At 60.6% G+C, this 26,756-nt stretch carries 31 protein-coding genes; 12 read left to right on the forward strand and 19 right to left on the reverse strand.

Annotated elements, in window-relative coordinates; translation table 11 throughout:
- Positions 1-53 precede the first annotated feature (53 nt).
- The 5 genes from ampH to CAL20_RS11850 all read left to right on the forward strand — a co-directional run bounded on the left by ampH (position 54) and on the right by CAL20_RS11850 (position 4,122).
- The gene (ampH, locus tag CAL20_RS11830) at positions 54-1,241 is read left to right on the forward strand and encodes a D-alanyl-D-alanine-carboxypeptidase/endopeptidase AmpH (protein ID WP_094837954.1); all 1,188 of its coding nucleotides are present in this window, start codon (positions 54-56) and stop codon (positions 1,239-1,241) included.
- Positions 1,242-1,329: 88 nt separating this feature from the next.
- Positions 1,330-1,971, forward strand: a complete 642-nt coding sequence (locus tag CAL20_RS11835) for a nucleotidyltransferase family protein (protein WP_254924022.1) — start codon at positions 1,330-1,332, stop codon at positions 1,969-1,971.
- Between the two features lie 52 nt (positions 1,972-2,023).
- Positions 2,024-3,040 carry an XdhC family protein gene (locus CAL20_RS11840; RefSeq protein WP_094821195.1) on the forward strand — a complete coding sequence of 339 codons (1,017 nt, stop codon included), beginning with the start codon at positions 2,024-2,026 and terminating at the stop codon, positions 3,038-3,040.
- 87 nt (positions 3,041-3,127) lie between these two features.
- Positions 3,128-3,532: a DoxX family protein gene (locus tag CAL20_RS11845; protein ID WP_094821196.1), complete on the forward strand. Its 405-nt coding sequence runs from the start codon at positions 3,128-3,130 to the stop codon at positions 3,530-3,532.
- Positions 3,533-3,558: 26 nt separating this feature from the next.
- Positions 3,559-4,122 carry a peroxiredoxin gene (locus CAL20_RS11850; protein WP_094837955.1) on the forward strand — a complete coding sequence of 188 codons (564 nt, stop codon included), beginning with the start codon at positions 3,559-3,561 and terminating at the stop codon, positions 4,120-4,122.
- A gap of 2 nt (positions 4,123-4,124) precedes the next feature.
- Here the strand turns inward: CAL20_RS11850 and arsC are convergent, their stop codons facing one another.
- From arsC to CAL20_RS11865, 3 genes are all read right to left on the reverse strand, one after another.
- Positions 4,125-4,475, reverse strand: a complete 351-nt coding sequence (gene arsC / locus CAL20_RS11855) for an arsenate reductase (glutaredoxin) (RefSeq protein ID WP_094837956.1) — start codon at positions 4,473-4,475, stop codon at positions 4,125-4,127.
- Between the two features lie 33 nt (positions 4,476-4,508).
- Entirely contained in the window at positions 4,509-5,957 is a 1,449-nt protein-coding gene (locus tag CAL20_RS11860; RefSeq protein WP_094837957.1) for a CoA transferase, read from the reverse strand.
- A gap of 116 nt (positions 5,958-6,073) precedes the next feature.
- The gene (locus tag CAL20_RS11865; protein ID WP_094837958.1) at positions 6,074-6,400 is read right to left on the reverse strand and encodes a tetratricopeptide repeat protein; all 327 of its coding nucleotides are present in this window, start codon (positions 6,398-6,400) and stop codon (positions 6,074-6,076) included.
- A 263-nt stretch (positions 6,401-6,663) separates the two neighbouring features.
- On the opposite strand from CAL20_RS11865, the gene CAL20_RS11870 reads away from it, so the two are divergent.
- A complete protein-coding gene (locus CAL20_RS11870) occupies positions 6,664-7,155 on the forward strand; it encodes a glutathione peroxidase (protein ID WP_094821201.1) in 492 nt (163 codons plus the stop codon).
- 49 nt (positions 7,156-7,204) lie between these two features.
- Here the strand turns inward: CAL20_RS11870 and CAL20_RS11875 are convergent, their stop codons facing one another.
- Positions 7,205-7,681 (reverse strand): Lrp/AsnC family transcriptional regulator, encoded by a 477-nt coding sequence (locus CAL20_RS11875; protein WP_094838376.1) that lies wholly within the window; start codon positions 7,679-7,681, stop codon positions 7,205-7,207.
- Between the two features lie 129 nt (positions 7,682-7,810).
- On the opposite strand from CAL20_RS11875, the gene CAL20_RS11880 reads away from it, so the two are divergent.
- The 5 genes from CAL20_RS11880 to CAL20_RS11900 all read left to right on the forward strand — a co-directional run bounded on the left by CAL20_RS11880 (position 7,811) and on the right by CAL20_RS11900 (position 11,260).
- The gene (locus CAL20_RS11880; RefSeq protein ID WP_094837959.1) at positions 7,811-8,749 is read left to right on the forward strand and encodes a DMT family transporter; all 939 of its coding nucleotides are present in this window, start codon (positions 7,811-7,813) and stop codon (positions 8,747-8,749) included.
- A gap of 133 nt (positions 8,750-8,882) precedes the next feature.
- Positions 8,883-9,356, forward strand: coding sequence for a GNAT family N-acetyltransferase (locus tag CAL20_RS11885; RefSeq protein ID WP_094837960.1), 474 nt, complete (start codon positions 8,883-8,885; stop codon positions 9,354-9,356).
- Positions 9,357-9,375: 19 nt separating this feature from the next.
- Positions 9,376-9,651, forward strand: a complete 276-nt coding sequence (locus tag CAL20_RS11890) for a lipoate protein ligase C-terminal domain-containing protein (protein ID WP_094837961.1) — start codon at positions 9,376-9,378, stop codon at positions 9,649-9,651.
- On the forward strand, positions 9,648-10,427 hold the full coding sequence (locus CAL20_RS11895; protein WP_094837962.1) for a lipoate--protein ligase family protein: 780 nt from the start codon (positions 9,648-9,650) through the stop codon (positions 10,425-10,427). Before CAL20_RS11890 ends, CAL20_RS11895 begins: the two co-directional genes overlap by 4 nt.
- A gap of 5 nt (positions 10,428-10,432) precedes the next feature.
- A complete protein-coding gene (locus tag CAL20_RS11900; protein ID WP_094837963.1) occupies positions 10,433-11,260 on the forward strand; it encodes an RsiV family protein in 828 nt (275 codons plus the stop codon).
- 146 nt (positions 11,261-11,406) lie between these two features.
- Here CAL20_RS11900 and CAL20_RS11905 read toward each other — a convergent pair whose 3' ends face one another.
- The 11 genes from CAL20_RS11905 to mltG form a co-directional block, all read right to left on the reverse strand.
- Positions 11,407-12,696, reverse strand: a complete 1,290-nt coding sequence (locus tag CAL20_RS11905; protein WP_094821207.1) for a Glu/Leu/Phe/Val family dehydrogenase — start codon at positions 12,694-12,696, stop codon at positions 11,407-11,409.
- Positions 12,697-12,792: 96 nt separating this feature from the next.
- A complete protein-coding gene (gene hutG / locus CAL20_RS11910; RefSeq protein WP_094821208.1) occupies positions 12,793-13,767 on the reverse strand; it encodes a formimidoylglutamase in 975 nt (324 codons plus the stop codon).
- Positions 13,764-14,540 (reverse strand): amino acid ABC transporter ATP-binding protein, encoded by a 777-nt coding sequence (locus tag CAL20_RS11915; protein ID WP_094821209.1) that lies wholly within the window; start codon positions 14,538-14,540, stop codon positions 13,764-13,766. The genes hutG and CAL20_RS11915 overlap by 4 nt, the downstream gene beginning before the upstream one ends.
- On the reverse strand, positions 14,537-15,205 hold the full coding sequence (locus tag CAL20_RS11920; RefSeq protein ID WP_094821210.1) for an amino acid ABC transporter permease: 669 nt from the start codon (positions 15,203-15,205) through the stop codon (positions 14,537-14,539). Before CAL20_RS11920 ends, CAL20_RS11915 begins: the two co-directional genes overlap by 4 nt.
- Positions 15,202-15,945, reverse strand: a complete 744-nt coding sequence (locus tag CAL20_RS11925) for a transporter substrate-binding domain-containing protein (RefSeq protein WP_094821211.1) — start codon at positions 15,943-15,945, stop codon at positions 15,202-15,204. The genes CAL20_RS11920 and CAL20_RS11925 overlap by 4 nt, the downstream gene beginning before the upstream one ends.
- Positions 15,946-16,030: 85 nt before the next feature.
- Positions 16,031-16,768 carry an IclR family transcriptional regulator gene (locus CAL20_RS11930; RefSeq protein ID WP_094821212.1) on the reverse strand — a complete coding sequence of 246 codons (738 nt, stop codon included), beginning with the start codon at positions 16,766-16,768 and terminating at the stop codon, positions 16,031-16,033.
- 111 nt (positions 16,769-16,879) lie between these two features.
- Positions 16,880-17,776, reverse strand: coding sequence for an ankyrin repeat domain-containing protein (locus CAL20_RS11935; protein WP_094837964.1), 897 nt, complete (start codon positions 17,774-17,776; stop codon positions 16,880-16,882).
- 251 nt (positions 17,777-18,027) lie between these two features.
- A complete protein-coding gene (locus CAL20_RS11940; protein ID WP_094821214.1) occupies positions 18,028-18,798 on the reverse strand; it encodes a TatD family hydrolase in 771 nt (256 codons plus the stop codon).
- A gap of 9 nt (positions 18,799-18,807) precedes the next feature.
- On the reverse strand, positions 18,808-19,866 hold the full coding sequence (gene holB / locus CAL20_RS11945; RefSeq protein WP_094821215.1) for a DNA polymerase III subunit delta': 1,059 nt from the start codon (positions 19,864-19,866) through the stop codon (positions 18,808-18,810).
- Positions 19,863-20,495, reverse strand: coding sequence for a dTMP kinase (tmk, locus tag CAL20_RS11950; RefSeq protein WP_094821216.1), 633 nt, complete (start codon positions 20,493-20,495; stop codon positions 19,863-19,865). The genes holB and tmk overlap by 4 nt, the downstream gene beginning before the upstream one ends.
- The gene (gene mltG, locus CAL20_RS11955) at positions 20,492-21,502 is read right to left on the reverse strand and encodes an endolytic transglycosylase MltG (RefSeq protein ID WP_094821421.1); all 1,011 of its coding nucleotides are present in this window, start codon (positions 21,500-21,502) and stop codon (positions 20,492-20,494) included. Before mltG ends, tmk begins: the two co-directional genes overlap by 4 nt.
- A 333-nt stretch (positions 21,503-21,835) precedes the next feature.
- Here mltG and ygfZ point away from each other — a divergent pair, with 333 nt between their 5' ends.
- Entirely contained in the window at positions 21,836-22,849 is a 1,014-nt protein-coding gene (ygfZ, locus tag CAL20_RS11960; protein ID WP_094837965.1) for a CAF17-like 4Fe-4S cluster assembly/insertion protein YgfZ, read from the forward strand.
- 23 nt (positions 22,850-22,872) lie between these two features.
- Here the strand turns inward: ygfZ and CAL20_RS11965 are convergent, their stop codons facing one another.
- From CAL20_RS11965 to CAL20_RS11980, 4 genes are all read right to left on the reverse strand, one after another.
- Positions 22,873-23,310 carry a PaaI family thioesterase gene (locus CAL20_RS11965; protein ID WP_254924023.1) on the reverse strand — a complete coding sequence of 146 codons (438 nt, stop codon included), beginning with the start codon at positions 23,308-23,310 and terminating at the stop codon, positions 22,873-22,875.
- A gap of 126 nt (positions 23,311-23,436) precedes the next feature.
- The gene (mmsB, locus tag CAL20_RS11970) at positions 23,437-24,327 is read right to left on the reverse strand and encodes a 3-hydroxyisobutyrate dehydrogenase (RefSeq protein ID WP_094821219.1); all 891 of its coding nucleotides are present in this window, start codon (positions 24,325-24,327) and stop codon (positions 23,437-23,439) included.
- A gap of 58 nt (positions 24,328-24,385) precedes the next feature.
- The gene (locus CAL20_RS11975) at positions 24,386-25,549 is read right to left on the reverse strand and encodes an enoyl-CoA hydratase/isomerase family protein (RefSeq protein ID WP_094837966.1); all 1,164 of its coding nucleotides are present in this window, start codon (positions 25,547-25,549) and stop codon (positions 24,386-24,388) included.
- Entirely contained in the window at positions 25,546-26,700 is a 1,155-nt protein-coding gene (locus tag CAL20_RS11980; RefSeq protein ID WP_094821221.1) for an acyl-CoA dehydrogenase family protein, read from the reverse strand. The genes CAL20_RS11975 and CAL20_RS11980 overlap by 4 nt, the downstream gene beginning before the upstream one ends.
- Positions 26,701-26,756: the final 56 nt, after the last annotated feature.

The raw sequence follows: 26,756 nt of genomic DNA on the forward strand, positions 1-26,756 counted from the left end.
ACGGCGTCAGCTGGCGCACTAACCGCGGGCGTTCTTTCCCGCAGGAGATAGCTATGCGAGTACAACATCCTTTAGCCGGCATGGTCAGCGCCGTGACGCCCCCCACGCAGAGCCGGTTGCGCGCGCTAGTCTGCACACTCGCGTTGTGCTGCCTGCCTCCCGTGGCGCATGGCGCAGACGTCGCCCTGAACGAGGCTGCCAGCTTTGCCGGCGCCGAGATCTGGCTTAATGCGAATCAGCCTGCCATGGTGATTGCGGTGGTCAAAGGAGACGATGTCTATGTAGAGGGCTTTGGCGAAACCCGCCCTGGCAGCGGCGTCGAACCCGATGGCGATTCGATCGTACGCATAGGATCATTATCGAAAGTACTCGCCGGTGACGTCCTGGCCGCCATGGTGGTTGACAAGAAAGTATCACTCACCTCCCCCTTGGCTGATTTCGCGCCGGCGGGTATCAGCATTCCGGTGGTGGATCAACGCCCCGTGACCTTGCTGGACCTGGCGACACATTCCGCCGGGCTGCCTCGCGAGATGCCCGACCACGCCTCTGCGCCCGATGAGAACCCCTATGCGGTGTACTCGGCCCAGGGCTACTGGAATTGGTTCAAGACCAATAAACCCGCGTATCGCCCAGGCTCTGTCGCGATGTACTCGAATTTCGGATTTGGGCTGCTGGGCGAAGCCCTGGCGAAAGCCGGCCAGGCGCCCTATGCGGACCTGCTCAAGCAGTATGTCACCGGCCCCTTGAACATGGCCGATACCGTGGGCCGACTCTCGCCGCAACAGCAATCACGCATGCTGCAGGGCATCGATCTGGATGGTACGCCCGCCAAACCCTGGGAGACTCCCTCCATCCTCGATGCCGGTGGCGGCATGCACTCCACGGCGAACGACATGGTGCGCTGGATGAAATGGCATTTGTCCAATGCCCAATCCGGCTCCGAGGCCCGTACGCTAGCCCACGCCTTGTATCGGCCCAACGATGGGCTGAAAAGCGCGGTGGGTGTCGAGGCTGACAGCGCCGATGGGATGGGGCTGGGCTGGGTGGTCGCCTTGCCGCGCGAAAACCGGCCGTTCGTACTGGGCAAGAGCGGCGGTCTTGTGGGATTCATGAGCTATGTTGCCCTGTCTCCTCAGCGCGATATCGGTGTCTTTGTCTCGGTCGGCAAAGTGGATTTCGCCATGTTCGAAGGCATGCAGCACAGCGTATTGAACTTGATCACCAGCCTGAGTCCACGATAGGCCGCCCCTCTGTGCCTGCCATGGATTGACGTTGGCGGGCGACGGGGCCTAAGCTGTGCCTCGTCATAGACCACAGGGCCAGGAAATCGTGCCTTCGATAACGGCAACGCATCACTATGTCGGCATATTGCTAGCCGCAGGCGAGGGTCTGCGGTATCGGGCCATGGCGGATAGCCCCACGGAACACGCCGCCTCGGCATACGCGGCGCATAAGCTATTGGCACGCCTGCCCGACGGCCGCTGCGTCGGGCAAGCCAGTGCCCAGACCCTGCTGTCCGTGCTGCCCGAGACGGTGGCCGTAGTTGCCACGGACCCGCCTGAGTTGCCCCGGCTATTGAGCGAGTCGGGATGCGATATCTTGACCGTGTCCAGCGCACCGCGCGGCATGGGGATCTCGCTGGCGGCGGCAGCCCGGCGGTTGTTGGGCGGTTCACACCCGGACGGCCACGTGCCGGGCTGCGTGGTGGCGCTGGCCGATATGCCTTGGCTACATGCCGGCACGATCAAAAACCTGCTGCGGCATGCCGGCTACGATCGCATCGTTGTACCCGTGCACCGGGGCCAGCGCGGACACCCTGTTATATTCGGCGCGCGGTTCTTGCCAGAGCTGGCCGAACTCAACGGCGATACAGGCGCACGGGCATTACTGTCGCGTCACGGCGCGCTCGAAATCGACTGCGATGACAGCGGCATTTTGCGCGATGTCGATGTCCCGGCCGATCTGGCATAGCCCCCTCCTCGCTGATCCACGTTTTAGTAACCCTCATACAAGGCTCTTTCGAATGAACTCGCTGGATATGGATGTACTGCGCCAAGCGCGCGAATGGATTCGGGAAGGCCATGCCGTACATTTGGCGACGGTGGCCCAGACGTGGGGGTCTGCGCCCCGCCAGGCGGGCGCGCTGATGGCGTTGCGTGGTGATGGCCGCATGGTGGGATCAGTCTCCGGCGGCTGTGTCGAAGACGATTTGATCGCTCGCGCCCAGGCCGGCACGCTGCCGGATCGGCCCGACCGCATAACCTACGGCGTGACCAGCGATGAGGCAGCGCGCTTCGGGCTGCCCTGTGGTGGCACGCTGCGGCTGGTCGTGGAGCCTCTGCCAACGCCCGAGTGGCTCGACGCCGTGTTGACGGAAATCACCGAACAGCGGCTGGTTGCGCGTACGCTCGACTTGCAGACTGGTGCCTGCACGCTGGCGCCGGCCAATCCCGCCGACGGCCCGGATTTTGATGGCCGGATTCTACGTGCAGTCTATGGGCCGCAATGGCGTTTATTGATCATCGGCGCCAATCAGACGGCACGCGCGCTGTGCCATATCGCCACGATGCTGGACTTTCACGTTCTGGTCTGCGACCCGCGCGAGGAAATCTATGGCGGATGGGATGTGCCGCAAGCGACGCTGCTGACCGCGATGCCTGACGATGCCGTGCTGGAAGTTGGCGTCGATGCACGCACCGCCATCGTGGCGCTGACGCATGACCCAAAATTGGACGATATGGCCTTGCTGGAAGCGCTGAAATCGCCCGCCTTTTATGTAGGCGCATTGGGGTCGCGGCCAAACCAGGCCAAACGGCGCGAGCGCCTGAGCCAGTTTGACTTGACTGACGAGCACATCGCCCGCCTGCGTGGCCCGGTGGGGCTGCCTATCGGCAGCCGTACCCCAGCGGAAATTGCCGTGGCCGTCGCGGCCGAACTGGTTCAGGTCCGGAACTCGCTCAGTGCGGCGCAAGCACCCTCTGCCGGCGCGGCACATTCTGTATCGGGTTCCACCTTGTCATTCACCAAGGATTTGCAATAATCAGCGCATCAGCCGTTTTCAATGAATAGATTTTGCGGGCCATTTATTTATTAACGGGTGTACACCTACAAATCAAAGAGAATCCAAATGATCAAATCTGATGACACCGGCAAGCTCGTTTTACGCCTCAGCCTCGGCATTCTGGTGCTGTTGCACGGCATCATGAAACTCTCCAGTGGCGTGGGAGGCATCTCCGGCATGCTGACCTCGCACGGGCTGCCGGGTTTCTTCGCCTACGCCGCCTATCTGGGCGAAGTCGTCGGCCCTCTGTTGATCATCCTCGGGTTCTATAGCCGCCTGGGTGGCCTGCTGGTCTTCGTCAACATGATTGTGGCGATCCTGCTGGCTCATACCGGACAACTCAGCAGTCTGAATGCGCAAGGCGGCTGGGCGCTGGAATTGCAAGGCATGTTCCTGTTTGGCGCATTGGCGATCGCCTTCATGGGTGCCGGGCGCTTCAGCCTGGGCGGCTCCGGCGGCCGCTGGAACTGAACCGAGGCTTGAGACTTGAGCGACTTATGCTGAAACGCGCTTTGACTTCGCTGGCCGTGGCTGCGGCCCTGGCCACCCCATTACTGGCCCATGCCGAATTGCCGGTCGGCGCAGCAGCGCCCGATTTTTCGGCGCCGGCGTCCTTGGGCGGCGAAGTCTTCACGTTCAAATTGGCAGAGGCGCTCAAGCAAGGCCCGGTCGTGCTGTACTTTTATCCTGCGGCCTTCACGCAGGGATGCACGATCGAGGCACGCAATTTTGCCGAGGCCATCGACGACTACAAGGCCCTCGGCGCCAGCGTGATCGGTGTCTCGGCCGACGATATCGATACGTTAAGGAAATTCTCGGTCAGCGAATGCCGAGGCAAGTTCGCGGTCGCGGCCGATGAGAATCAAGCCATCATGAAGGCCTATGATGCCGTCCATGACCGCCGGCCTGATTATGCGAAACGGGTGTCGTACGTGATTTTGCCGGACCATAAGGTCGGCTATGCCTATACCGACATGAGCCCGGACCGGCATGTGGCCAACACCCTGCAGGCGCTGCGGGACTGGCGCGCCAGCCATCCGCTGCAGACCCCTAAAAAATAGCCTTAGGGCAGGATTTCCTTGACCAATTCGGCGGGGCGGCAGAGACGCGCGCCCTGTTCGGTCACGACGAATGGACGATTGATCAGGATGGGATTTTCAATCATCGCATCCAGCAACTCGTCGTCCGTCACGTCGGCTGCGCTCAGGCCCAGTTCGTCATACAGGGGTTCTTTGGCGCGTACGGCCTCGCGCACGCTCAATCCCGATTGCTGAATCAACCCGGCCAGCGTCTGACGCGACGGCGGTGATTTGAGATACTCAATAATCGTGGGCTCGATACCGGCGTCACGGATCATCTGCAAAGCGTTGCGCGACGTACCGCAGCGCGGATTGTGATAAATGGTCGTAGACATACGGGTTCCTATGCAAAGAGCGACAACGATGCGTCAATTAAACGGCCAGACCGTCGGGTTCGTTCCCGGCGGAACGGAGGGCCTCGTCCACCGCGCAGGGGTCAATGAAAACTGCGCGGCATGACGCACAGCAGTCAATTGACCAAACCCTGACGGCGTCGTCTCGAGGTAGCTCTCTATCGGTGGCATCGGACACAGTAATCCATCGGCCACCCGGCCCAAGGAACGCAACCAGCGCGCGGTCTGCGCCAATGATACGCGCACATGCCAACTGCCGCCTTCGGTGGCCTGACGCGCGAGAGCCACTTGCGCCCCAAAGGCCATCAAATACCCCGACGCATGGTCGAGAATCTGCATAGGCAATGGCTTCGGACGGTCACTCCCGGCCGCCTGTGCCTCGGCGTGATTAAAGCCCGTTGCGGTCTGCACCAGCGAGTCGAATCCTCGGCGCTGCGCCCAGGGCCCGCTGTCACCGTAGGCGGACAGCGAGACATACACGATGCCCGGCCGTATGCGCGCCACGTCTTGCGGGCCGAACCCCACCGACTCTAGCGCGCCCGGGCGATATCCCTGCACGAATATGTGAGCACTGCGCAGCAGATTGGCCAAGGCGATGCGCCCATCGGCGGTTTCTAGATCCGCATGCACCGACAGTTTGCCGCGGCTGGTTTCGGCAATCGTCTCGATATTGGGCAGATGAGGCGAATTGACCAGCATGACATCGGCCCCATACGCAGCCAGCGCCCGACCGCACACTGGGCCGGCAATGATGCGCGTCAAGTCCAGCACGCGTATGTCCTTCAGCGGGCGCGCCTCCTGAGAATACTTGGGCAAGGGGCGCGGATCGGCCTCGCCCATGCGCGTCACCGTCAACACCGGCTGACCAGCGATTGCCAGGCCCTGCGGGTGGCGGTCCCATTCATCAAAGGTGCGCATGGCCGTCACCACCAGCCCTGCCTCAGCCGCCTGCTGCTCGAAGTCCAACGCGCTGCGTGTGGAAAGCGCCCGCTCTACCATTTCGCGGCTGGTCTCAGGGCCCGTCGGGCATCCCAGCAATGCCAACGCGCCATCCCGGTGGTGAGCGAAATTGGCGTGGATACGCACCCAGCCCCCATCGCCACAGCGATATACGCCAGTGATTTTGTCGTGCACATCCAGCTCGACCCCGTCGAGCGTGAAATAGCTGCGGCATTCCTGGGCCGCATGCAGCATGTTGACCGAAACGCGTTGCCGCGTGCCGCCTCGCAGATGCCAGATTTCCGCTGCAGCCAGTGCCGCAGCAGCCATACTGGCCTGCGCCGCAGTGCCTACCGCAAACGACGAGGGAAATACCGGCTCCGCGCCCGTCAGTTCGATGACGTCCATGGCCTCGTCGGGCATATTCAGACCGCGCCATAGCGATTGCAAGGCATCGCGTGCCGTTTTGCTGTGGCGATCCGGTCCATTGGCATAAGGGGATCGTAAATCTATCGGTTTGCCCATCTCAGCGTTGACCTCTATCACTCTCGTCCATGTCTTCGATTACAGAACCGTGCCCCTACAGGCGTCAATAGCCGTGCGGGTTCTGGCCGGGGTCGGGACACATCTCCTTGTCGCTTTTACATTTGGCTGGCGCGATCCAGACGTTTGATAAACACCTGTAATTCCTTGATGATCTGCTGATCGCCGCGCGTTTGCGCGGCGGCGATGCCGCTTTCCCATGCCTGTCGTGCGCCTGCCAGATCGCCCTGGCCTTGCAATGCCTTGCCCAGCCATTTCCACGCGACGGAATATTGCGGATCCAGCTCCAAGGCAGCGCGCAGATGCGGTGCTGCGACATCGAACTGTTCCTGTTCGGTATAGGCCTTGCCCAACGACAAACGCAACATGGCATTGTTTTGGCCTTTGGCCAGCATGGCTTCGAGTCGTTTTACTAAATCGTCCATGTGGGCTCCGTTCGAGTTCGGTGTGAATGCTATACCCTCCATCATAGGCGCGCTTGGTCGAAAAACATGCCGAAACCGCGGGCGCGGCAAGGACAAATCAGCGGTGTCAGGGTATTTCGGCATGCAATGCTGCATGTCAACGTGAAATTGCTGTCCGTATGACTCCCGCCCACAGCGCGCTACACTGAGCCGAGAGACCCATCACGAGGCCCTGTCACACGGTCTCACGGGACTCGTTGCAGACCGAACGACGAGAGGCCGCCATGAGCACAATCTACGATTTTTCCGCGACAGACATTCAGGGCAATGAACAAGCGCTGGAGGCATTTCGCGGCCAGGTACTGTTAGTGGTGAATGTCGCCTCGAAATGCGGTTTCACACCGCAGTATGCGGGGCTGGAAACGCTGTACCGCGATTACCACGCAGCGGGGCTGACCGTGCTGGGCTTTCCATGCGATCAGTTTGGCCATCAAGAACCCGGCGACGAAGCTGCCATTCGGAATTTTTGTTCGACGGAATACGGCGTGACCTTTCCGATGTTCGCCAAGATCGAGGTCAATGGGCCCAATGCTCATCCGATATATCGCTGGCTGAAAGGCGAAAAGCCCGGTGTGCTGGGCACCGAGGGCATCAAATGGAATTTCACTAAATTCCTCGTGGGCCGAGACGGTCAGGTGATCAAACGCTATGCGCCCACCGACAAGCCTGCTTCGCTGAAGGAAGATATCTTGCAGGCCTGCAGTGCTGAGGCTTGATTGACGCTGAGGCCTGATTGAGTACGGCTGCACCATGTGTGGCGCGATGTCAGGACCTCGATTGCAGCGGCGGCAGGCGGCGGCGCACCGTGCTGCTTTTTACTATCGCGGTATTCGTTTCTGCGAACTCAGTGATCCTGTCCAGCACGCCGTCGAGTTGCTCGATGGATTTCAATACCAGGCGCGCGATAAAACAATCGTCCCCTGTGACCTTGTCGCACTCGATCACTTCGCCGATTTCGGCGATGAGCTTTTCAACGCGACGCAGCTGACCAGGCAAGGGGCGGATACGCGCGACCGCGGTCAGGGTATAGCCCAGCGCCACGGGATCGACATCCAGCGTATAACCACGCACCACACCTGATTCCTCAAGACGCCGCAGGCGATCAGCGACGCTGGGCGAGGACATGCCAACCTGGCGCGCCAGATCGGCGGTCGTGGTGCGCGCATTCGCCGTCAACAGCTGCACTAGACGACGGTCGATGCCGTCCAGAACGTCATTTTCGATTTTTAGGTCATTACTCATAAAAAACCCTGAAAAGAAGGCAGGCGCAGAAATTTTCTGATTTTTGTGCATATTATCCGCTTTAACTCCCTGGGATAATTTTTCTCATCAACGGTGCGCCGCAAGCACCTATGGAACAGGGAGCAATCGATGAAAATCGCCAATCAAAATGCGGGTGTAGCCCAAATGGCCATGGCCATGACCATCTCGGGCACGGTCGGAATATTTGTCCTGGAGTCGGGTCAGAGTGCCTGGAACGTGGTCTTCTTTCGCTGCGTGTTTGGCGCGTTGGGACTGCTGGCCTACTGCCTGGCGCGTGGCCTGCTGCGGCCTGGCATTTTTACGCGCACAACGCTGGCATGGGCCATGGCGGCGGGCGTGGCCATTGTGTTGAACTGGGTGTTGTTGTTCTCTGCCTATCGCTGGGCGTCGATTTCCCTGTCCACGGCGGTCTACAACTTTCAGCCGTTTTTTTTGATCGCGCTAGGTGCGGTGTTTCTGGGTGAACGCCCAACGCTCGCCAAGCTGGGCTGGTCGGTACTGGCGTTTGGCGGTTTGATACTGGTATTGCGGATCGAACCCGCAGAGCTGGCGCAGGCCGGTGGCTATATCCACGGTTTGACGTTGGCGTTGGGCGCGGGCGCCCTTTATGCGGTTACTTCCATCATCGTCAAGCGGCTCAAGCATATCGCCCCGCACGTGCTGGCGCTCGTGCAGGTCAGCCTGGGCGCCGTGCTGTTGCTGCCGATGGTGGACCTGCATGCCCTGCCCTCCGCTCCAGTGCAATGGGGCTATCTGGCCGCGATCGGCCTGCTGCATACCAGCCTGACCTATATCCTGTTGTATTCGGCCATTCAAAAACTGCCCACGACCTCGACCGCGGCCCTGGCTTTCATTTACCCCGCCGTCGCGATCTTGCTGGACTACCTCGTCTATGGTCAGCAACTGGCCTGGTCGCAAATCGCCGGGATCAGCCTGATTTTCCTGGCTGCGGCGGCGGTCAGCCTGAATTGGAGATTTCGGCTGGTGGGTCCTCACGACATGCTGGCACGGTGGGCCGGAAAGCAAAAGAGGCAGTCGGAAGCCTGAGTCTCAGGTCCCACTGCCCAGCCAGGAGCAATATGTCCACCCCTGGCGGCAAGCGAGTTTGGGATAACCCGATTTGATGGCTATCATCACATCTCATCTGGAAAACCGTTCGCAGCGACCGTAGGAACCGTTCATGTCTCAGCCCGCTCCATTACAGTTTCGTCGCGCCGGCCGGGCCGACCTCGACGCTATCATCGCATTGCTCGCTGACGACGTGCTGGGCAGCCAGCGCGAGGATGCGTCCTTCCCCGCCGCCCCGTGCTATGTGCGGGCCTTCGAGGCTATCGACCGCGATCCGAATCAGTACCTGGCAGTGGCCGAGCGCGGCGGCGCGGTGGTAGGCTGCCTGCAATTGAGCTTTATTCCGGGCCTCTCGCGCCGCGGGCTGTGGCGCGGCCAGATCGAGAGCGTGCGCGTCGCATCAGACGAACGCGGCGCGGGTACGGGACGGGCCTTGTTTGAATGGGCTATCGAGCAATGCCGTGCGCACGGCTGCGGTATGGTTCAATTGACCACCGACAAGGCGCGCGCCGACGCCCGCCGATTCTATGAGTCGCTAGGCTTCGTCGCGACGCACGAAGGCATGAAGCTGGAACTCGCCATTTAATTCGGAGTCCGATATCGCCATGCATGGTGAATACAAAGTACCCGGCGGCAAACTCGTCGTCGTCGATCTGGAAGTCAAAGACGGCGCGCTCAGCGATGTGCGATTGAGCGGCGATTTTTTCCTGGAGCCGCCCGAGGCGCTGGATGTGATCAACGCTGCGCTCACGGGCCTGCCCGCCAATGCAGACGACGCGCGCATCGCAGCCGCTGTTCAACAATCCCTGCCCGCGCAGGCCGAGCTGTTCGGATTTTCTCCCGAGGCCATCGCAGTCACGGTACGGAGGGCGCTAGCGTGAGCGAACGTACACAGTGGGGCGACTACCAATGGGAATTGCTGCACGATGGGCCGCAATCCCCTGAATTGCACATGGCGCTGGACGCGGTCATTACCGACGAGGTCGGCGCGGGCCTGCGCCCCCCGACACTGCGAATCTGGGAATGGTCCCAACCCGCCGTCATCATCGGGCGCTTTCAGTCGTTGAAAAACGAAGTCGACCCCGAGGGTGCGCAACGTCATGGCGTCAAAGTCGTGCGCCGCGTCAGCGGCGGCGGCGCCATGTTTGTGGAGCCCGGCAATACCATTACCTACTCGCTCAGCGTCCCCCAGGCCCTCGTACAGGGCATGAGCTTTCAGCAATCGTATGAGTTTCTCGACGCCTGGGTGATCCAGGCGCTGCACGATCTGGGCATCAAGGCCTGGTATCAACCGCTGAATGACATTGCCTCGGAAAGCGGCAAAATCGGCGGCGCCGCGCAGGCCCGGCGCGCGGGAGCGGTCTTGCATCACGTGACAATGTCATACGATATCGATGCGGAAAAGATGGTGCAGGTGCTGCGCATCGGCCGCGAAAAGCTCTCTGACAAAGGCACGACGAGCGCGAAAAAACGCGTCGATCCGCTACGCAGTCAGACGGGCCTGGAGCGTGACGTCATCATCGAGCGCATGCTGCAAACCTTTCGGGGACTGGCGTCACTGACGCCGATATCCCTGTCACAGACCACGCTGGAAAAAGCCCAGGCCCAAGCGCGCGATAAATTTTCCAGCCAGGAATGGACTGCTCAAGTCCCTTGAATGCCATGAGATTGAATCTATCCGCTTTTCCTCGAACTCGCCGCCTTGCTCCTGCCGGCATCTTGTCCATGCTGGTGTTGCTGGCGGGCTGCGCGAGCTCGACGCCGTCCAATATCACCCTGCCCTCCAACGTCCCTCAACCTGCCAAGACCGAAGACAAAGTCGCCGGCCTGGAGGTCGAGAAAATCCAGTGGCAAGGCACCAAGCCTGGCTGCAAAGGACAATGCCCCACCATTGAGATCGACAGCGTGGGATTCCCCGGGATCCCGAAACTGACGGCGCTGGTGGACCATGTCCTGGCCTATATGACGGGCGTCGATCCCAGCCGGCCGCGACCGTATCAAACGCTATCGGAATACACGCAGTATTTCTGGCAGACCGCACAGTCCCGCGACAGCACCATTTTCAAGGCGAGCGTCAAGGACGTCAGTCCTCAGATCATTGCCATTGAGTTGCACACCGGCCAATACCTGACTGGTGCAGCGCATGGGATTCCTGCGACGCAGTATCTGAACTGGCAACGAGACCGCGAGCGCGTCCTGGCGCTGGACGAAGCCCTGCTGCCGAATCAGCATCCCGCGCTCGTCGAGGCGTTGCAGCGTGCCCATCAGGCCTGGCTCACGCGTAATGAGGATGCGCAACGCGATCGCGCTGCCTACGACCGCATGTGGCCGTTCCAGGAAAGCAATAACTTCGCGTTGACGCGCGAGGGCCTGGTCGTGAAATACGATGCGTATTCGATCGCCCCGTATTCTCATGGTGAACCGGAGTTGCTGATTCCCTATACTGAACTGCATGGCATCTTGCGACCGGAGTTCATGCCCACTGCCTGAATTTGGATGCGGGATTTGCGGCTGACATTTATCCCCGGCGTGAGGCGCGACAGCGGCCCAACAATAAAAAACGCCCCGCACGATTAGCAATCGTGCGGGGCGTTTTTTCGTCTCTCAGGTCTAGACTCGAGGGATCGCCAAACGCATCACGGATACAGACCTCGCACCTGGCGGGCTTGCAGAATGCGGGTGCAAGCCACGATAAACGCGGCCGTACGCAGCGTGACGTTGTGCTCCTTGGCCATTTGAGACACGGCAGCATAGGCCTCGCGCATCAGGCGCTCGAGACGATTATTGATTTCTTCCTCGCTCCAGAAGAAGCTCGAGAAATCCTGCACCCACTCAAAATAACTGACGGTCACGCCGCCGGCGTTGGCCAGCACATCGGGCACCACGTATACGCCGTTTTCACGCAGGATGTCATCGGCGATCGGCGTCGTGGGGCCGTTTGCGCCCTCGACCACGATCTTGGCCCGCACCTTGCCGGCATTGGCCTCGTTGATCTGGCCTTCGAGAGCGGCGGGGATCAGGAATTCCGTTTCCAATTCCCAGAACTGCGCGTTGTCCAGCGCTTCGCCGGCACTGAAACCGCCGACGCCGCCTTTTTGCGACACGTGGGACAGCAGCTTGTGCACGTCCAGGCCGGCTGGGTTGTATACCGTGCCGGTGTGATCCTGAACAGCGATCACTTTGGCGCCGGTCTCATGGAACAAGCGCGCTGCCGTGCCGCCCACATTACCAAAGCCCTGCACGATCACCCGAGCGGTGCTCACATCGATATTGCGATCGCGCGCTGCCTCGCATGCCGTTACGAACACGCCGCGACCCGTTGCCTCGACCCGGCCCAGGCTCCCGCCCAGCGCGATCGGCTTGCCGGTCACCACACCGGTTGCCGTCGCCCCCTCGTTCATGGAATACGTGTCCATCATCCACGCCATGGTTTGCGCGTTGGTGTTCACATCCGGTGCGGGGATATCCTTCGACGGCCCGATGATGACGCCGATCTCCGAGGTATAACGCCGCGTCATGCGCTCGAGCTCGGATTGAGACAGCAAGCGGGGATCTACGCGGATCCCGCCCTTTGCGCCGCCATACGGCAAATTGACCGCAGCGTTCTTGACCGACATCCACGCGGCCAGCGCCATGACCTCGGACAGCGTCACGTCTTGGTGAAAACGTACGCCCCCCTTGCCTGGACCGCGCGACGTATTGTGCTGGACCCGATAACCCTCGAAATGCGCGATGCTGCCGTTATCCAGCTCAATGGGCACATCGACAATCAACGCCCGCTTGGGGCGTTTCAGCGTTTCCACCCAACGTGCCAGTGGACCAAGATACGGGGTGACCCGATCGACTTGTTGCAGATAGATGCCCCAGGGACCGAGGTGCTCGGCATCCAGGTACGACGGCAAAGCATGAGTGGGTTTGTCCGACATGAGAGGATCTCCAGGCTAGGATCGGCATTATTGTAGCCACAGATTTTGTAGCGTCCCCAATTAATTTAAACAAAATAAATTAGGGACACATAAAAATTATCTGAATTTCGGTTCTGCTTGGGTCTTGCTCGGAGCCAACAACTGCCAGGCGAGCCTGGCCGCTACCTTTGAGGTGCGATGGTCGATATCGTAATCTGGATTGCATTCTGCCAAATCAGCCAGTCGCAATTTGCCACTTTGTTTTACCTTCAACGCGATTTCTTCGATGACGGTGAGCGGTACGCCGTACGCTGCAGGGGCGGACACGCCTGGCGCGACGGCTGCGGGTAGCACGTCGATATCGATGGTCAGATAAACATGCCCCGCACGAGCGAGCAGCGCATCCAGGTCAGCCAGACGTTGTGCGATGTGCCGTTCCTGCATGGCATGGTCTTCGATCCATAGCGCGCCGATCTCCGCCGCCCTGGAATAGAGTGCGGCCGTGTTTCCTAATCTGGACACCCCATAACAGGCGTATTGCCATGCATGACCATGTGCCTCGCAATACTCGGCAATCTGATCGAACGGCGTGCCCGAGCTGCCCGGCCGCCCCGTACGCAGGTCGAAATGCGCATCCAGGTTCAGAACCAGCACGGGTTGCGTATCGCCTATGCTATCCAGCCAGCGCCTAAGACCCTGGAAACTGCCCCAAGCAACCTCATGCCCTCCTCCCAATACCAGCGGCCGGGCTCCCGCAGATAGAACCTGGGCAATGCGAGCCGCCAATTGGTCCTGAGCAGCCTCGAGTTGATCACCGTCGCACACCACATCACCGGCATCAACCAAACGCTTGTAGTCGTGCGCTGGCAGGCCCGCCAGCATGCGCCGTATGCTCTGCGGTGCTTGAGCGGCGCCCAGGCGGCCCTGGTTTCTGGCTACGCCTGCGTCACAAGCGAAGCCGATCAACACAGGATCATCCTCCTGGATGCCAGTCTCGATCGCTGTCGCAACATGCGCCAGCCTGCGCGTATCACCGCGTTCATGGCTGTCATCACGCGCCCGCCAAATAGCGGGGTCCAACGCAGCAGTCATGCGGCCTCCCGCTGCGAGCTGCTCAGCACGGCTTGCAGAAAAGCGCGGGTTCGGGCCTCGCGGGGTTGAGTGAAGATCACCTCTGGCGGGCCGGATTCGACGATATTGCCTCCATCCATCACGGCCACCACGTCGGCCACATCCCGGGCGAAACCCATTTCATGGGTGACGACCATCATCGTCATCCCTTCTTTGGCCAGTACTTTCATGACTTGCAGGACCTCGCCCACCAGCTCGGGGTCCAGCGCGGAAGTGGGCTCGTCGAACAGCATGACCTCAGGCTCCATGGCCAAGGCACGGGCTATCGCCACGCGCTGTTTCTGGCCCCCGGACAGACTGCCAGGCATGGCGCGCATTTTCTCGCGCAGGCCGACTTTCGAGAGCAGCTGCTCGGCCTGCGCCTCGGCGTCGGCTCGGCTGACACCGCGCAACGTACGCGGCCCGACAGTGACGTTATCCAGTACCGACAAATGCGGGAACAGATTGAACGACTGAAACACCATCCCGACACGCATACGCAGTCGATTCAAGTCCGGCTCGCTCATCGGTTTTCCATGGTCCAGCAACGACTGCCCGCAGATGTCGATGGTGCCGCCTTGTGCGACTTCCAGGCCATTGCAGCAACGCAGCAATGTGCTCTTGCCCGAACCGCTGGGCCCGATCACGACGACGACCTGCGAGCGCTGCACGTCGAAATCAATGCCGCGCAACACGTCTACCGCGCCAAAGGATTTACGCAGACCACGGATACGGATCATTTCTTGTTGGCTCATTGGACCATCCCTCCTGCACGCAAGCGATGTTCGATCTTGCGCAAAATCATTGTCGTTGCCGTGGTCAGCACAAAGTAGATCAAGGCGATCACCAGGTACGTCTCCAGCGAGCGGTACGACACGCTGATGATTTTCTGGCCCTCGTGCATCAAGTCGTGAATCGTCAACAGCGAGACCAGCGCCGAGTTTTTGATGAGCGCAATGAATTCATTACCCAGCGGCGGAATCATGCGCACAATGGCTTGCGGCAAGATGATGATGCGCATGGCTTGTCCGCCGGACATCCCGAGCGAACGCGCCGCTTCCGTTTGGCCGCGCTCGACCGATTGGATCGCGCCACGCACGATCTCGGAGACATAGGCGCCAGAATATGTCCCTAGCCCGAGAACACCGCAGACAAATGCCGGCAGCAAGATATCAAACTGAGGCAGGCCAAAGAACCAGATGAACAACTGGACCAGCAGCGGCGTGCCACGGAAAGCCAGCAGATACGCGCTGCAGATCCCATAGACGATGCGCCGCTGCGGATTGAGCCGGCCGATACCGACCAGCAATCCAATCGCGCAGCCTAACAGCAATGCGCACGCGGTAATTTCGACGGTGACGATAGCGCCGCGCAGCAACGCATCAAAGTCGGCGAAGACGGGAGAAAAATCCAGGTTCATTGCGCCGGCGCCTCAAACCATTTGTTGACGATCTGCTCATAGGTGCCGTCAGCCTTGATCTTTTTGAGCGCCTCATTTAACTCAGTCTTGAGCTCAGGCAGACGTTTGGAGACTGCAATCCCATACTCTTCGGTAGTGATCTGATCGGCCAACACCGTCAAGTCAGGCGTGCTCTGCGCAAATAGTTTGGCGGCCGGCTTGCCCGTGACAGCGGCGTCGGCGCGGCCGATCTGCACCAGATTGAACATTTCCTGGTTCTTCTCAACCTCTACGCGTTGCACCGAGGGATAGTGCTCTTTCAGATAAGACACGGATTTGGTGCCGACCTGCACCGAGACTTTGCGCCCATCGAGATCCTTCAGCGTCTTGATGGGACCGTCTTTGCGAGTCAGGACAACCAGTCCGCCGGCATAGTACGGGTCAGTGAAATCCACCACTTGTTTGCGTGCGTCGGTGATGTAGATGGCCGAGACCGCCATCTCCGCCCTGCCTGCTTGTAGTGCGGGGATCAGCCCCTTGAAATCGATGTCGATCCATTCGATTTTCTTGCCCATCGCCTTACCGAGCGCTTCGATCAACTCGATATCGAAGCCGGTGCGTTTGCCGTCTTTGACGAACTCCATGGGAGGAAAGGTCGCGTCGGTCACCACGCGCAACGTTTCCTGGGCCTGGGCGGACGTTGCGCCCCAGGTCAAACCGAGAGCCACGACAGCGGTCAATAGTTGGCGGCGAGTATTCATGATGTTTCCTTGGAGAATGAATGAATAAAACGGCAGGTGAGGAACAACACAGATCGACGGGACGGCAAGTCCGCGCCCAAACACATCAGCGGCTTTGCAATCGATGCGAGATCCGCTTGGCAGCGGCAACCGTCATATCGGTCAGCAAGCTCGCGCGCTGCGCGGCCCGTGTGGATGGCGCCATCAACGTGATCGACGCCACAGCCAGATGAGGACGCTGGAATATTGGCGCACTGACGCCCCAGACGCCGGCGTCGACTTCGCTATCGGTGACGACATAGCCGGCGTTGCGAATGGGTTCCAGGCTCGCGGCCAATGCCGCGACGTCAGTGCCTGCGGCCTGCAAGTCGCTCAAGAGCGCCTGAAGGCGCGCCGGGGGCATAAAGGCCATGAGCGAACGGGCTGATGCGCCACGCACCAGCGGCAGACCGCGGCCTTTAACGAAGGAACAACGCAAGGGGTGCTGGCTCTCAACCATATCCAGGCACACGGCCTGGTCTTTCATGGCGACGAGCAGTCCGACCGTTTCGCCCGAGTCAGCCGCCAGGCGAGCCATGTCCGGCTGGGACTCTTGCACCAGAAACGAGGATTGATCAAAGCCCCATGCCAGTTGTACGCAGAGCGGGCCAGGGCCATATTCGCCGCCCTGCTCCGACACGAATCCCCAGCGTTTGAGCAACGCGATTTGCCGGTACAGCGTGCTTTGCGCCAGACCCGTTTGCTCGGTCAGCGCGGCGATTGAGAGCGGACCGTCGTGACGCGCGAGCGTAGCCAGCACGTATAGCACCCGGTCGGCGCCTCCGGCTATGGCTTGATCTGACATGCGTACGCTCCCTGCGGCTGATTAGAAGGCCGCAGGTTAGCGATTCTTTCTCAAATTTCTATCTGAAATTTCCCAAATTATGAGAATCACTAGGGAAATCCAGGACGTAAATCAGTCGTAATTATTCAACCGCACGCCAGACACGCCGCCAACAGAGGAGCCTTCGCCTTCTGATTGGGCTGGTGCCGAGATTTTGGCGGGCTGAGAGGTGTGCGCATCAGGCTGCACGGCCTGTGGAACTTGTTCCGGCTCGACGGGGGCCGCTGGCGTGCCCGTGACGGGAATCGCTGTCGTACGTCCCTGTTGCGCCCGCTGGGCAGCGCGTTGCTGCTCGGCTTTTGCAATCATCTTGGCCAGTTCTGCGCCGAGCTCGTTACGCTTGGCGGCATAGGCCCAATCGGACGCATTTTGTCCTTTGAGATTGCGGGTGGTGATGTCGGCGCCGGCATCCAGCAGTAGTTGCACCATGTACATACGCCCGGAAAAGCCGGCCATCATGATCGGCGTCGTCCCCTCGGGAGACGGCGCATTCACCATGGCTTTGTTGGCCAGCAGCAGCTTGGCCGTGTCCATCTGGGCTTTGGACGCGGCATAGTGCAGCGGGGTCCAGCCCAGGCGGTTGACCTGGGCGCCCCGGGCAATGAGCTTGCGCGCTCGTTCTGTTTCCCCTGCCACGGCCAGATACATCAAGGCAGTCTCATTGGCGGGATTGACGGCGTTGACGTCGGTACGGGGATCGGCGGCAAGCACATCAAAGACGTTCCATGCTCCGTCGACCACTGCACGCATCAAAGCCGGTTGTCCATTGGTGTAGCGCACATTGGGGTCTGCCCCCTTGGCGAGCAGTGCTTTGAGATCCGAAGCTTTGTCGTTATGGACATACACCCACCAATTTGCCGGTGCGGTATCGGCGTGAGCGGCGGGCGGCACAGCTGCCGCCGCCGTCGCTACCGCAAATGCTGCTAGGAGGCCGCGGGCTTTCATAGGAAAGGATGCATAACGTTTCATAGCATTCTCGGCATAAGCCCGTCTCTCGCGACAGCTACCGTCCTCGTACGAGGCAAGTGCAGTCAAAACCCGGGACTTCGTATTGTAGAAATTACTTTAAGAAAGAGCTTGGCACCAGACCTAGATTTCACTTCATAAAAATCACACAAATAATTGATTTTTAATTAGAAAAATCCAAATCCTTTCAGTGCGTATGGCATTGATATCAAGAAATTAGTTTAAATAATTTAATTTAAACAAATCAGTTTAAGTTAACGATCTATCTTATTGAATAATTTGAAGAAATTCTCTGTCGAAGCGCGTGCCACCTCAGCCACTGGAATGCCCTTCAGATCCGCGATCTTTTCGGCCACATGAATGACCTTGGACGGATCGTTGCGTTTGCCGCGGTAAGGCACCGGCGCCAAATAAGGCGAATCGGTCTCGATCAACAGGCGATCCAAGGGGACTTTAGTCGCGACCTCATGCACGATGCCGGCGTTCTTGAACGTAACGATGCCCGAAATGGAAATATAAAAATTCAGGTCGATGGCAGCCTGCGCCATTTCCCAAGACTCGGTAAAGCAGTGCATTACTCCCCCGACCTCGGCGGCATTCTCCTCGCGCAGAATACGCAGGGTGTCCTCGACTGACTGGCGGGTATGGATGATCAGCGGCAAGTTCGCTTGCCGCGCCACGCGAATATGGCGGCGGAATCGCTCGCGCTGCCAGTCCAGCGGCTCGCTCAGCCGGTAATAATCCAGCCCGGTTTCGCCTATGGCTACGACCTTTGGATGCCTCGACAATTCCAGCAGCTCTGCCTCGGTCGGATCCGAGGTCGCCTCATAGTCGGGATGCACGCCAACCGACGCCCACAAATGGCGATGCGGCTCGACCAATTCGATCAAACCCGGCCAATCGGGCATATCGACGCTGACAACCAAGGCGTGAGTGACCCGGTTCGTCTCCATGCGTTGCAGGATACCGGGCAAATCTTGCGCGAGATCGGGGAAATTCAGGTGGCAATGAGAATCTACGTACATACGGAATCGTCAAGCTTGGCAAGATGCTGCCACGCGCTGCAGGGTGGCATGCGCAAACAATTTAGGGCTGAGCGGATGGGTGGCCAGGCGGCGCTGTTGGGTAAGCCAGCGCGCACCCTCTGCCAGCCGCACGGCATCGGCACGCGAGGCGGTCTGCTGGACCGGCCGAGCCAGTGAGGGAAAATACCGCACCGGGGCTCCGACACCTGCCAGCATCAGATCCGCATATAGCCGCTGCAAGGTGTCAATCCAATCTGCAGGCGCATTTTTTTCCAGGCTCTCGGCCAAGGTGCCTATGTCGGGCGACTGGCCTTTGGCCAGCGGCTCGATCAATTTCGACAGCCATTCGGGGCAAGCCTGCTCGCCGCTTTGAGACAAACGCAACGCCGCCAAAGGAGCCCCGCCCGCCGCAGCCAGCCAGTCCTGAGCCGAGGCTACCCCCTGCTCTGTCAGCCATTGTAGAGCGACATCGCTGCCCGGCGCCGGCAGCGGCAGACGGCGGCAACGCGATACCAGCGTCGGCAACAGCCTGTCGGGCGCGTCGGCGACCAGCAGGAATACGGTATGAGGGGGAGGCTCCTCCAAGACCTTGAGCAAGGCGTTGGCGGAGATCACGTTCAGGGCCTGAGCGGGATACAGCAAGGCGACACGCCAGCCGCCCCGATGGGTCGCCGTATTGAACCAGGATTCCAACGCACGGATCTGGTCGATGCGAATCTCTTTGGAGGGCGCCCGTTTGGCCGCGCCGGTTTCGCTCGCAGGCGCCGCCGCATCGTCAGGATTCTCAGCCGTGGCCGCTCCCTCTTGCAATGCCACTGCCTCGGGCCGAATGCGCCGCAAATCAGGGTGGTTGCCGCTGGCGACCCAGGTACAGGCCGGGCAATGGCCGCAAGCCAAGTTGTCAATGGGCGACTCGCACAATAGACTGGCCGCCGCCGCGGCGGCGAATTCGACTTTGCCGATGCCCGCCACCCCGTGGATCAGCCAGGCGTGCGCGAAACGATCACGCCCAGCCAACCAGCTCTGCGCAATCTCGCGTTGCCACGGCAAAAACTGGGCGACGCTCATAGGGCTCGCGAGGCCTGTATCAGGGCCTTCAGTTCGGATTCCAACTGGGCGCGCACCTGGGGCATAGGCTGACTGGAATCCACGATACGAAAGCGTTCGGGTTGCGCCTGGGCTCGGGCATGGTAGGCCGACCGCGTGCGCTCGAAAAAGGCGGCTTCTTCGCGCTCGAAGCGGTCTGGCTCACGGGCATCTGCGAGGCGTGCGCGGGCCAATTCCAACGGCACATCGAACAACCAGGTCCGGTCGGGCTGCAACGAGGGCTGCATCCATTGTTCGAGCACGGCGACCCGTTGGGCACCCAACTGGCGTCCGCCGCCTTGATAGGCGTAGGTGGCGTCGGTATAGCGATCGCAAACCACCCAATCGCCTCGGGCCAACGCCGGCTCGATGACCTGCGCCACGTGTTCGCAACGTGCGGCAAACATGAGCAGAGTTTCCGTATCTAAGGTCATGGACTCGGACAACACCAGACCGCGCAGTATCTCGCCCAGCGGCGTGCCTCCAGGCTCTCGAGTCGTGATGACGCTGAGCCCCGCCGCACGCAGCGTATCCGCGATCCACGCGGCATGAGTGCTTTTCCCTGCCCCATCTACGCCCTCAAGGGTGATAAAACGTCCACGTGCTGTCATTGCGTCCTGCCCAGGATGTAGCGCGCCACGTTGCGGTTGTGCTCGGAAAGATTAGCCGAAAACTCGCTGGTGCCGTTGCCGCGCGAAACAAAGTACAAATATTTATGGCGCTCCGGCTGGACCGCAGCCAACAGCGCGGCACGCCCAGAGGCGGCAATCGGTGTCGGCGGCAGGCCGGCGCGCGTGTAGGTGTTCCACGGCGTATCGGCCTGCAGGTCTGCGCGCCGGATGCGGCCTTGGTAGCGTTCCCCCATGCCGTAGATGACTGTGGGATCGGTCTGCAACATCATGCCTATACGCAAGCGATTCACGAATACACCTGACACTCGGTTGCGGTCAGGGCCATGGCCGGTTTCTTTCTCGATGATCGAGGCCAGAATCAAGGCCTCGTACGGGGTCTTCAGCGGCAGATCATCCTGGCGTTGCGCCCAGATCGTGTTCAGCACCTGCTGTCCCTGTTGATAGGCTCGGCGCAGCAGGTCGAAATCTGTCGTCCCGGGGGTAAAAACGTAGGTGTCCGGGAAAAACATGCCCTCTGGCGCCTTGATGGAAGAGCCCAGTTTCTCCATCAGGGCCTCGTCGCTGATGTCGCCGAGCGTTTGTTTCACGTCGGGATTGGTGCGCAGTGCCTCGCGCATTTGCTGGTACGTCCACCCCTCCAGCAGGGTGACCTGCCGCTGCACCATTTCGCCTCGAGCGAGACGATCCAGCAATGTCCACGGAGAGTCGCCGCGGCGAGCCTCGTAGCCCCCCGCCTTGATCAATTTGTCACGTTCGGACAGCCGGGCCATCCAGGCAAAGCCGTCTTCCCAGATAGGAATCCCGGCCTCGTTCATGGCGCGTGCCATCGCGCGCGGGGTGCTGCCCGGCGTAACGATGAATTCGACCTTGTCGGCCGGCAAGGCAATCGCGCGGTTCATCCAATACCAGGCGCCACCGGCAGCTGCGCCTGCCAATACGAGTACTGTCAGACAGAGCAGCAGAAAATAGAGGAAAAGCTTTTTCATCCAGCTGAGTGCATGAGCGATGACGTGCAACGGCTCGGTTCGGGGAAATGGAAATTCCTTTCCTTTAGGGAAGGGATCGGTCAAAGATGTACGCAGTTTAATGGATCGCGCGCATTTGATCTGGCGCTGGCTGTGTCTCGTTGTGTCCGCAAGGGTATGGCTGGTCATCGATAGACCCCGCTTACGGCGCCTCTCCCATAGGCAAGGGGCGTCCCCGAGAGATCCGTTTTTTCCTGGAACAGACCAGGGTTTAAACCTCACCGCAGGCGACGTCCGGGTATCATCACGGCATCGGGCGCTCTAGCGCGCCCCACTCCATTGCCGGGCTACGACATGTCTGCTTTTTTTGACTCACTATCACCGAACACGGCAGGGACGGCCTATGCCGCCCCGCTGTCCGACTACACGGTCATTTACGCCTCGGGGGCGGATGCCTTGTCCTTTTTACACGGACAACTGACGCAGGACGTGACGGGACTGACGCCCGAAACCGCCCGACTGGGCGGGTACTGTACGGCCAAGGGACGCCTGCTGGCGACGCTGGTGCTGTGGCGGACGCAACAGAACGGCGAGGCATCGGAAAACGCGGACGGCCCCCAACTCTATGCATTGGTCCGCCGTGATCTGACCGAGGCGCTGGTCAAACGGCTATCAATGTTTGTGCTGCGCGCCAAAGCCAAGCTGGCGCCGGCGGCGCTGCACGTGACCGGTGTCTGGGCCGAACCTGCCGATATGGCGAAATTGGAGACTGCAGTTGGCGGAACCTTGCCCGCCACGCCCTGGCAACGGGCCGAGCTGCCCAGCGGAACATGGATTGCCGCGCCCTCTGTCAGCGGCGGCCTGCGTTGGTGGTGGATCGCCAGTGAGGCGCAGCAAACCAGCGCCGCGGCGCTGGCGGCGCTGGTGCAACGCGGCGACGCTGATCAATGGCACGCGGCCGACTTGGCCGCTGGCCTGCCCTGGGTGGGTGCCGCGACGCAAGACTTGTTCATTCCGCAAACCCTGAATCTGGACCTGATAGGCGGCGTGAGCTTTACCAAGGGCTGCTACCCAGGACAGGAAATCGTCGCCCGCAGCCACTATCGTGGCACGGTAAAACGCCGCACCGCGTATGGTCAGTGGGACACGATGGATGAGCCGCCGGCCCCCGGTACCGACATTTACGATGCCAGACAACCCGATGAGCCGTGCGGACGCATCGTCGATGCCTCGCGTGGCGGCGCGTTGTTCGAGATCGCTCTGGCCTCGCTGGACGATGGCGATCTGCGCGTAGGCACGCCTGACGGTGCAAAGATCACCGTAACGCCATTGCCGTACGATTTGGCCGACGGTGGGTTCAAACGATAAGGCTGGGATTTACCTTCGCGCCCCTATCGCGGCTTCACACGGACAGCCGTCATCAGCCCCACCACACATAGCGTGGATTGATCGCCGCGATAAGCATGGACCTCAACCTGGCAGATAGATAACCTCCGTCCGGGCTTGAGCACCCGCCCTGTCGCCACAAAACGCTCGCCGTCAGCCGGCGACAGGAAATTCATCTTGAATTCAGAGGTCAGGACGTCTTCGCCGGGCTCGAACAGCGACAGCGCCGCATAACCGCCTGCGCTGTCCGCGATGGTCGTGGATATCCCGGCGTGCAGATAGCCGTTCTGTTGGCACAGATCCGCACGAAACGGCAGTTCGATATGGACCAGCCCGGGCTCGACGCGCGATAAACGCGCATCAAACAAGGTCATGATGGTTTGCCGGGCAAAGCTGTCACGCACGCACTGGATAGCGGCGGTTTGTGTGGGCTCGGACGACACGGTTGTTCCCGTTATGAAAACTCATGGCCCCGCAAACACCGGGCTAGGAAAAATCCGCGTACGCAAACGCGGCTCAACGCGAGAGCTCATTGCGTAATGCGTACGCCTGCAGACCAACGCCTGCTCTTACTGCGTCTTGTGCGTGTACAGATTGACGATGCTGGAAAAATCCAGCTTGCCACTGCCGTCACCACTATGCAGCGAATACAGATTGCGTGCGAGCTCGCCTAAGGGAATCGACGATCGCGAGGACAACGCCGCCTCTGCGGCCAGGCCCAGATCTTTTAGCATCAGGTCGACGCCAAAGCCGCCGGCGTAGCCCTTTGATGCGGGCGTGTTTTCCATGACGCCGGGCCAGGGGTTGTACAACTCGGTTGCCCAGTTGCGGCCAGAGCTCTTTGCGATGATGTCCGACAGGACTTTGGGATCCAGGCCATTAGCCACGCCCAGGGCCAAAGCCTCTGAGGTTCCGGCCATCAAGATACCCAACAGCATGTTGTTGCAGATCTTGGCCACTTGGCCCGCGCCAGCCGGGCCGGCGTGGAAAATATTCTTGCCCATCGCTTGCAGAACCGGCATGGCACGCGCCAGATTGTCGGCCTCGCCGCCGACGATGAATGTCAACGTCCCTGCGGCCGCGCCTGCAGTGCCGCCGGACACCGGCGCGTCGATCATTGCCAGACCGCGCTGCTGAGCCGCTGTGGCGACTTTGCGCGCCGAATCCGGGGCGATGGTGCTGCACTCAATCACCAGTGCGCTGGGATCGATCGCGCCCAGCAGGTCCTGGCCCAGATACAGGGCCTCGACATGTTTGCTGGCAGGCAGCATGGTGACCACGACTTCGGCGCCTCGCACCGCATCGGCGGCAGACGTCGCCGCACGCGCGCCTGCATCGGCCAAGCTGTTGACCGCGCCAGGCACCAGATCGAACACCGCCAACTGGTGGCCGGCCTTGATCAGATTGTTTGCCATGGGCGCACCCATATTGCCCAGACCGATAAACGCAATACTGCTCATGTGGGGGTCTCCTCGTGTTTGTCTGTATGCGCTGTCTGAAATCAGATTACTACCGAATTTAAGCCTCGGCGCCCAAGTCCGCCAGCGGATGAGGCTGCCCTGCCGGCCAAGGCGCCTCGAAAAAGCGCTGCACCCACACCTCGGATGCCTGCTCCAAGGTCGCCGGATTCCATTTGGGTTGCTTGTCTTTGTCTATCAGCAAGGCTCGGATACCCTCGGCGAAATCCCCCTCGGCCGTGCATGCCAGGGCCGCAATGTATTCGATGCGGAACACCTCGGCCAATGAGCTGAGCCGCGTGCGGCGCAACAGGGTAAAAGCCAGGCGTGCCGAACCCGGCGAGCCCGCCAGCATCGTCGCTGCGGCGCGGGCCAGCCAAGGGTCTTCGTGGGTTTTCAGCTCGGCGATCGCGCCATAGATCGCGCTCAGGTTCTCGCCGCCGCACAGGCCATTGATCAATGCCGCATGCTGACGCAATGGCCCAGGGGAAAGCTCTGTCTCGGGCTCATGAGCCAGCAGGACATCACGCAACAGGTCGTCGTTCATCGAGCGCGCTGAGCGTCCATCCTCGGCACCCGACGCCGCCCAAGGCGTTTGCAGCAATGCTTGGACAAACTGGGGCCAGCCCGACGAGTCCAGACGATAATCCGCAACGCCGGCATACAAGGCATCCGAGGTCGTCAGATGCGCACCCGTCAGCGCCAAGAACAGCCCGATGCGCCCCTGCATATGGTTCAGCATCCAACTGCCGCCCACATCGGGAAACAGGGCAATCGAAATTTCCGGCATGGCCAGGCGCGTTGTTTCGCTGACTACCCGATGGCTGGCCCCCATCATGAGGCCGACGCCGCCGCCCATCACGATGCCATGCCCCCAGCACAGGATAGGCTTGGGATAGGTGTGAATCTGATAATCGAGACGATACTCGCGCTCAAAGAAATCACGGGCCAGCGGATTGGCCCAAGCACCCTGCCCCTGGTATTCCTGCATGCTGTGATACAGACCATGCAGATCTCCGCCCGCGCTGAAGGCTTTGCCGCCTGCGCCCTGCAGCACCACCATCGCCACCTTGTCGTCCTGCGACCAGGCCGTCAAGCGTTCGGCCAGCATATCGACCATCTCCAGCGACAGGCCGTTGAGCGTCTGCGGCGCGTTCAGCGTGGCAAACGCCACACGCATCCCATTGGCGGCGGTTTTTTCTTCGAACAGCACGGGGGCGGTCATCTGATATCTGCTCCTTTTTCCAGCAATTGGCGGGCAACGATCACACGCATGATCTCGTTGGTGCCCTCGAGAATCTGATGGACACGAGTATCGCGCACCAGGCGCTCCAAGGGATAGTCCCGCAAGTAGCCATAACCCCCATGAATCTGCTGTGCGTCCAGGCAGATCTGGAAACCCATATCGGTCGCAAAGCGCTTGGCCATGGCGCAATATGTGCCGGCATCGGGCGAGCCGGCGTCCAGCTTGCACGCTGCCAATCGCACCATCTGCCGGGCGGCAACCAAATGCGTAGCCATGTCCGCGAGTTTGAACTGCAAGGCCTGAAACTCAGCCAGGCGGCGGCCGAACTGTTTGCGCTCGTCCATGTAGCGCCGTGCGGCGTCCAATGCGCCCTGGGCAGCGCCCACGGAGCAGGTACCGATATTGATGCGTCCGCCGTCCAGGCCTTTCATGGCGATCTTGAAACCCTCGCCTTCCTTGCCCAGCATATTGGCGGCCGGCACTCGCACGTTTTCAAAGGTGATGGGACGCGTGGACTGGCTGTTCCATCCCATTTTTTCCTCTTTGCGGCCATAGCTGATACCAGCGCTGTCGGCCGGGACGGCAAAAGCGCTGACACCGCCAGGCCCCTCGCCGCCGGTGCGCGCCATGACGACCAGCAGATCCGTATCGCCGCCGCCCGAGATGAACGCCTTGGCGCCGTTGAGCACAAAATCGTCACCGTCGCGTTTCGCGCTGGTGCGCAACGAACCGGCATCCGACCCTGCGCCAGGCTCAGTCAAACAATACGAAGCGAGTTTTTCTCCGGTGGCCAGCAACGGCCCCCAGGCCTCACGCAGCGCCGGTTGGCCCCATTGGCCAACCATCCAGGTCGCCATGTTGTGAATCGTCAGGAACGCTGTCGTCGATGGATCGACCGCGGCCATTTCCTCGAACACCAGCGTGGCGTCCAACCGAGGCAGCCCCAGGCCGCCGATATCCTCGGACGCATAAATCGCGCAGAAACCCAATTCGCCCGCTCGCGCAAAGGCCTCACGGGGAAAAATGCCCTCGGCATCCCAACGAGCGGCGTTGGGGGCGAGCTCGCCCTGTGCATAGTCGCGCGCAGCCTGCGCAAAAGCCTGCTGCTCGTCAGTCAATTCCAGATCCACAGCGTTGTCTCCTGTTGGTTGGTCTAGCTGGCGTCATGGCTGTCTCGTGAACGGCC

Source organism: Bordetella genomosp. 4, from assembly GCF_002261185.1.
GTDB lineage: Bacteria > Pseudomonadota > Gammaproteobacteria > Burkholderiales > Burkholderiaceae_B > Bordetella_A.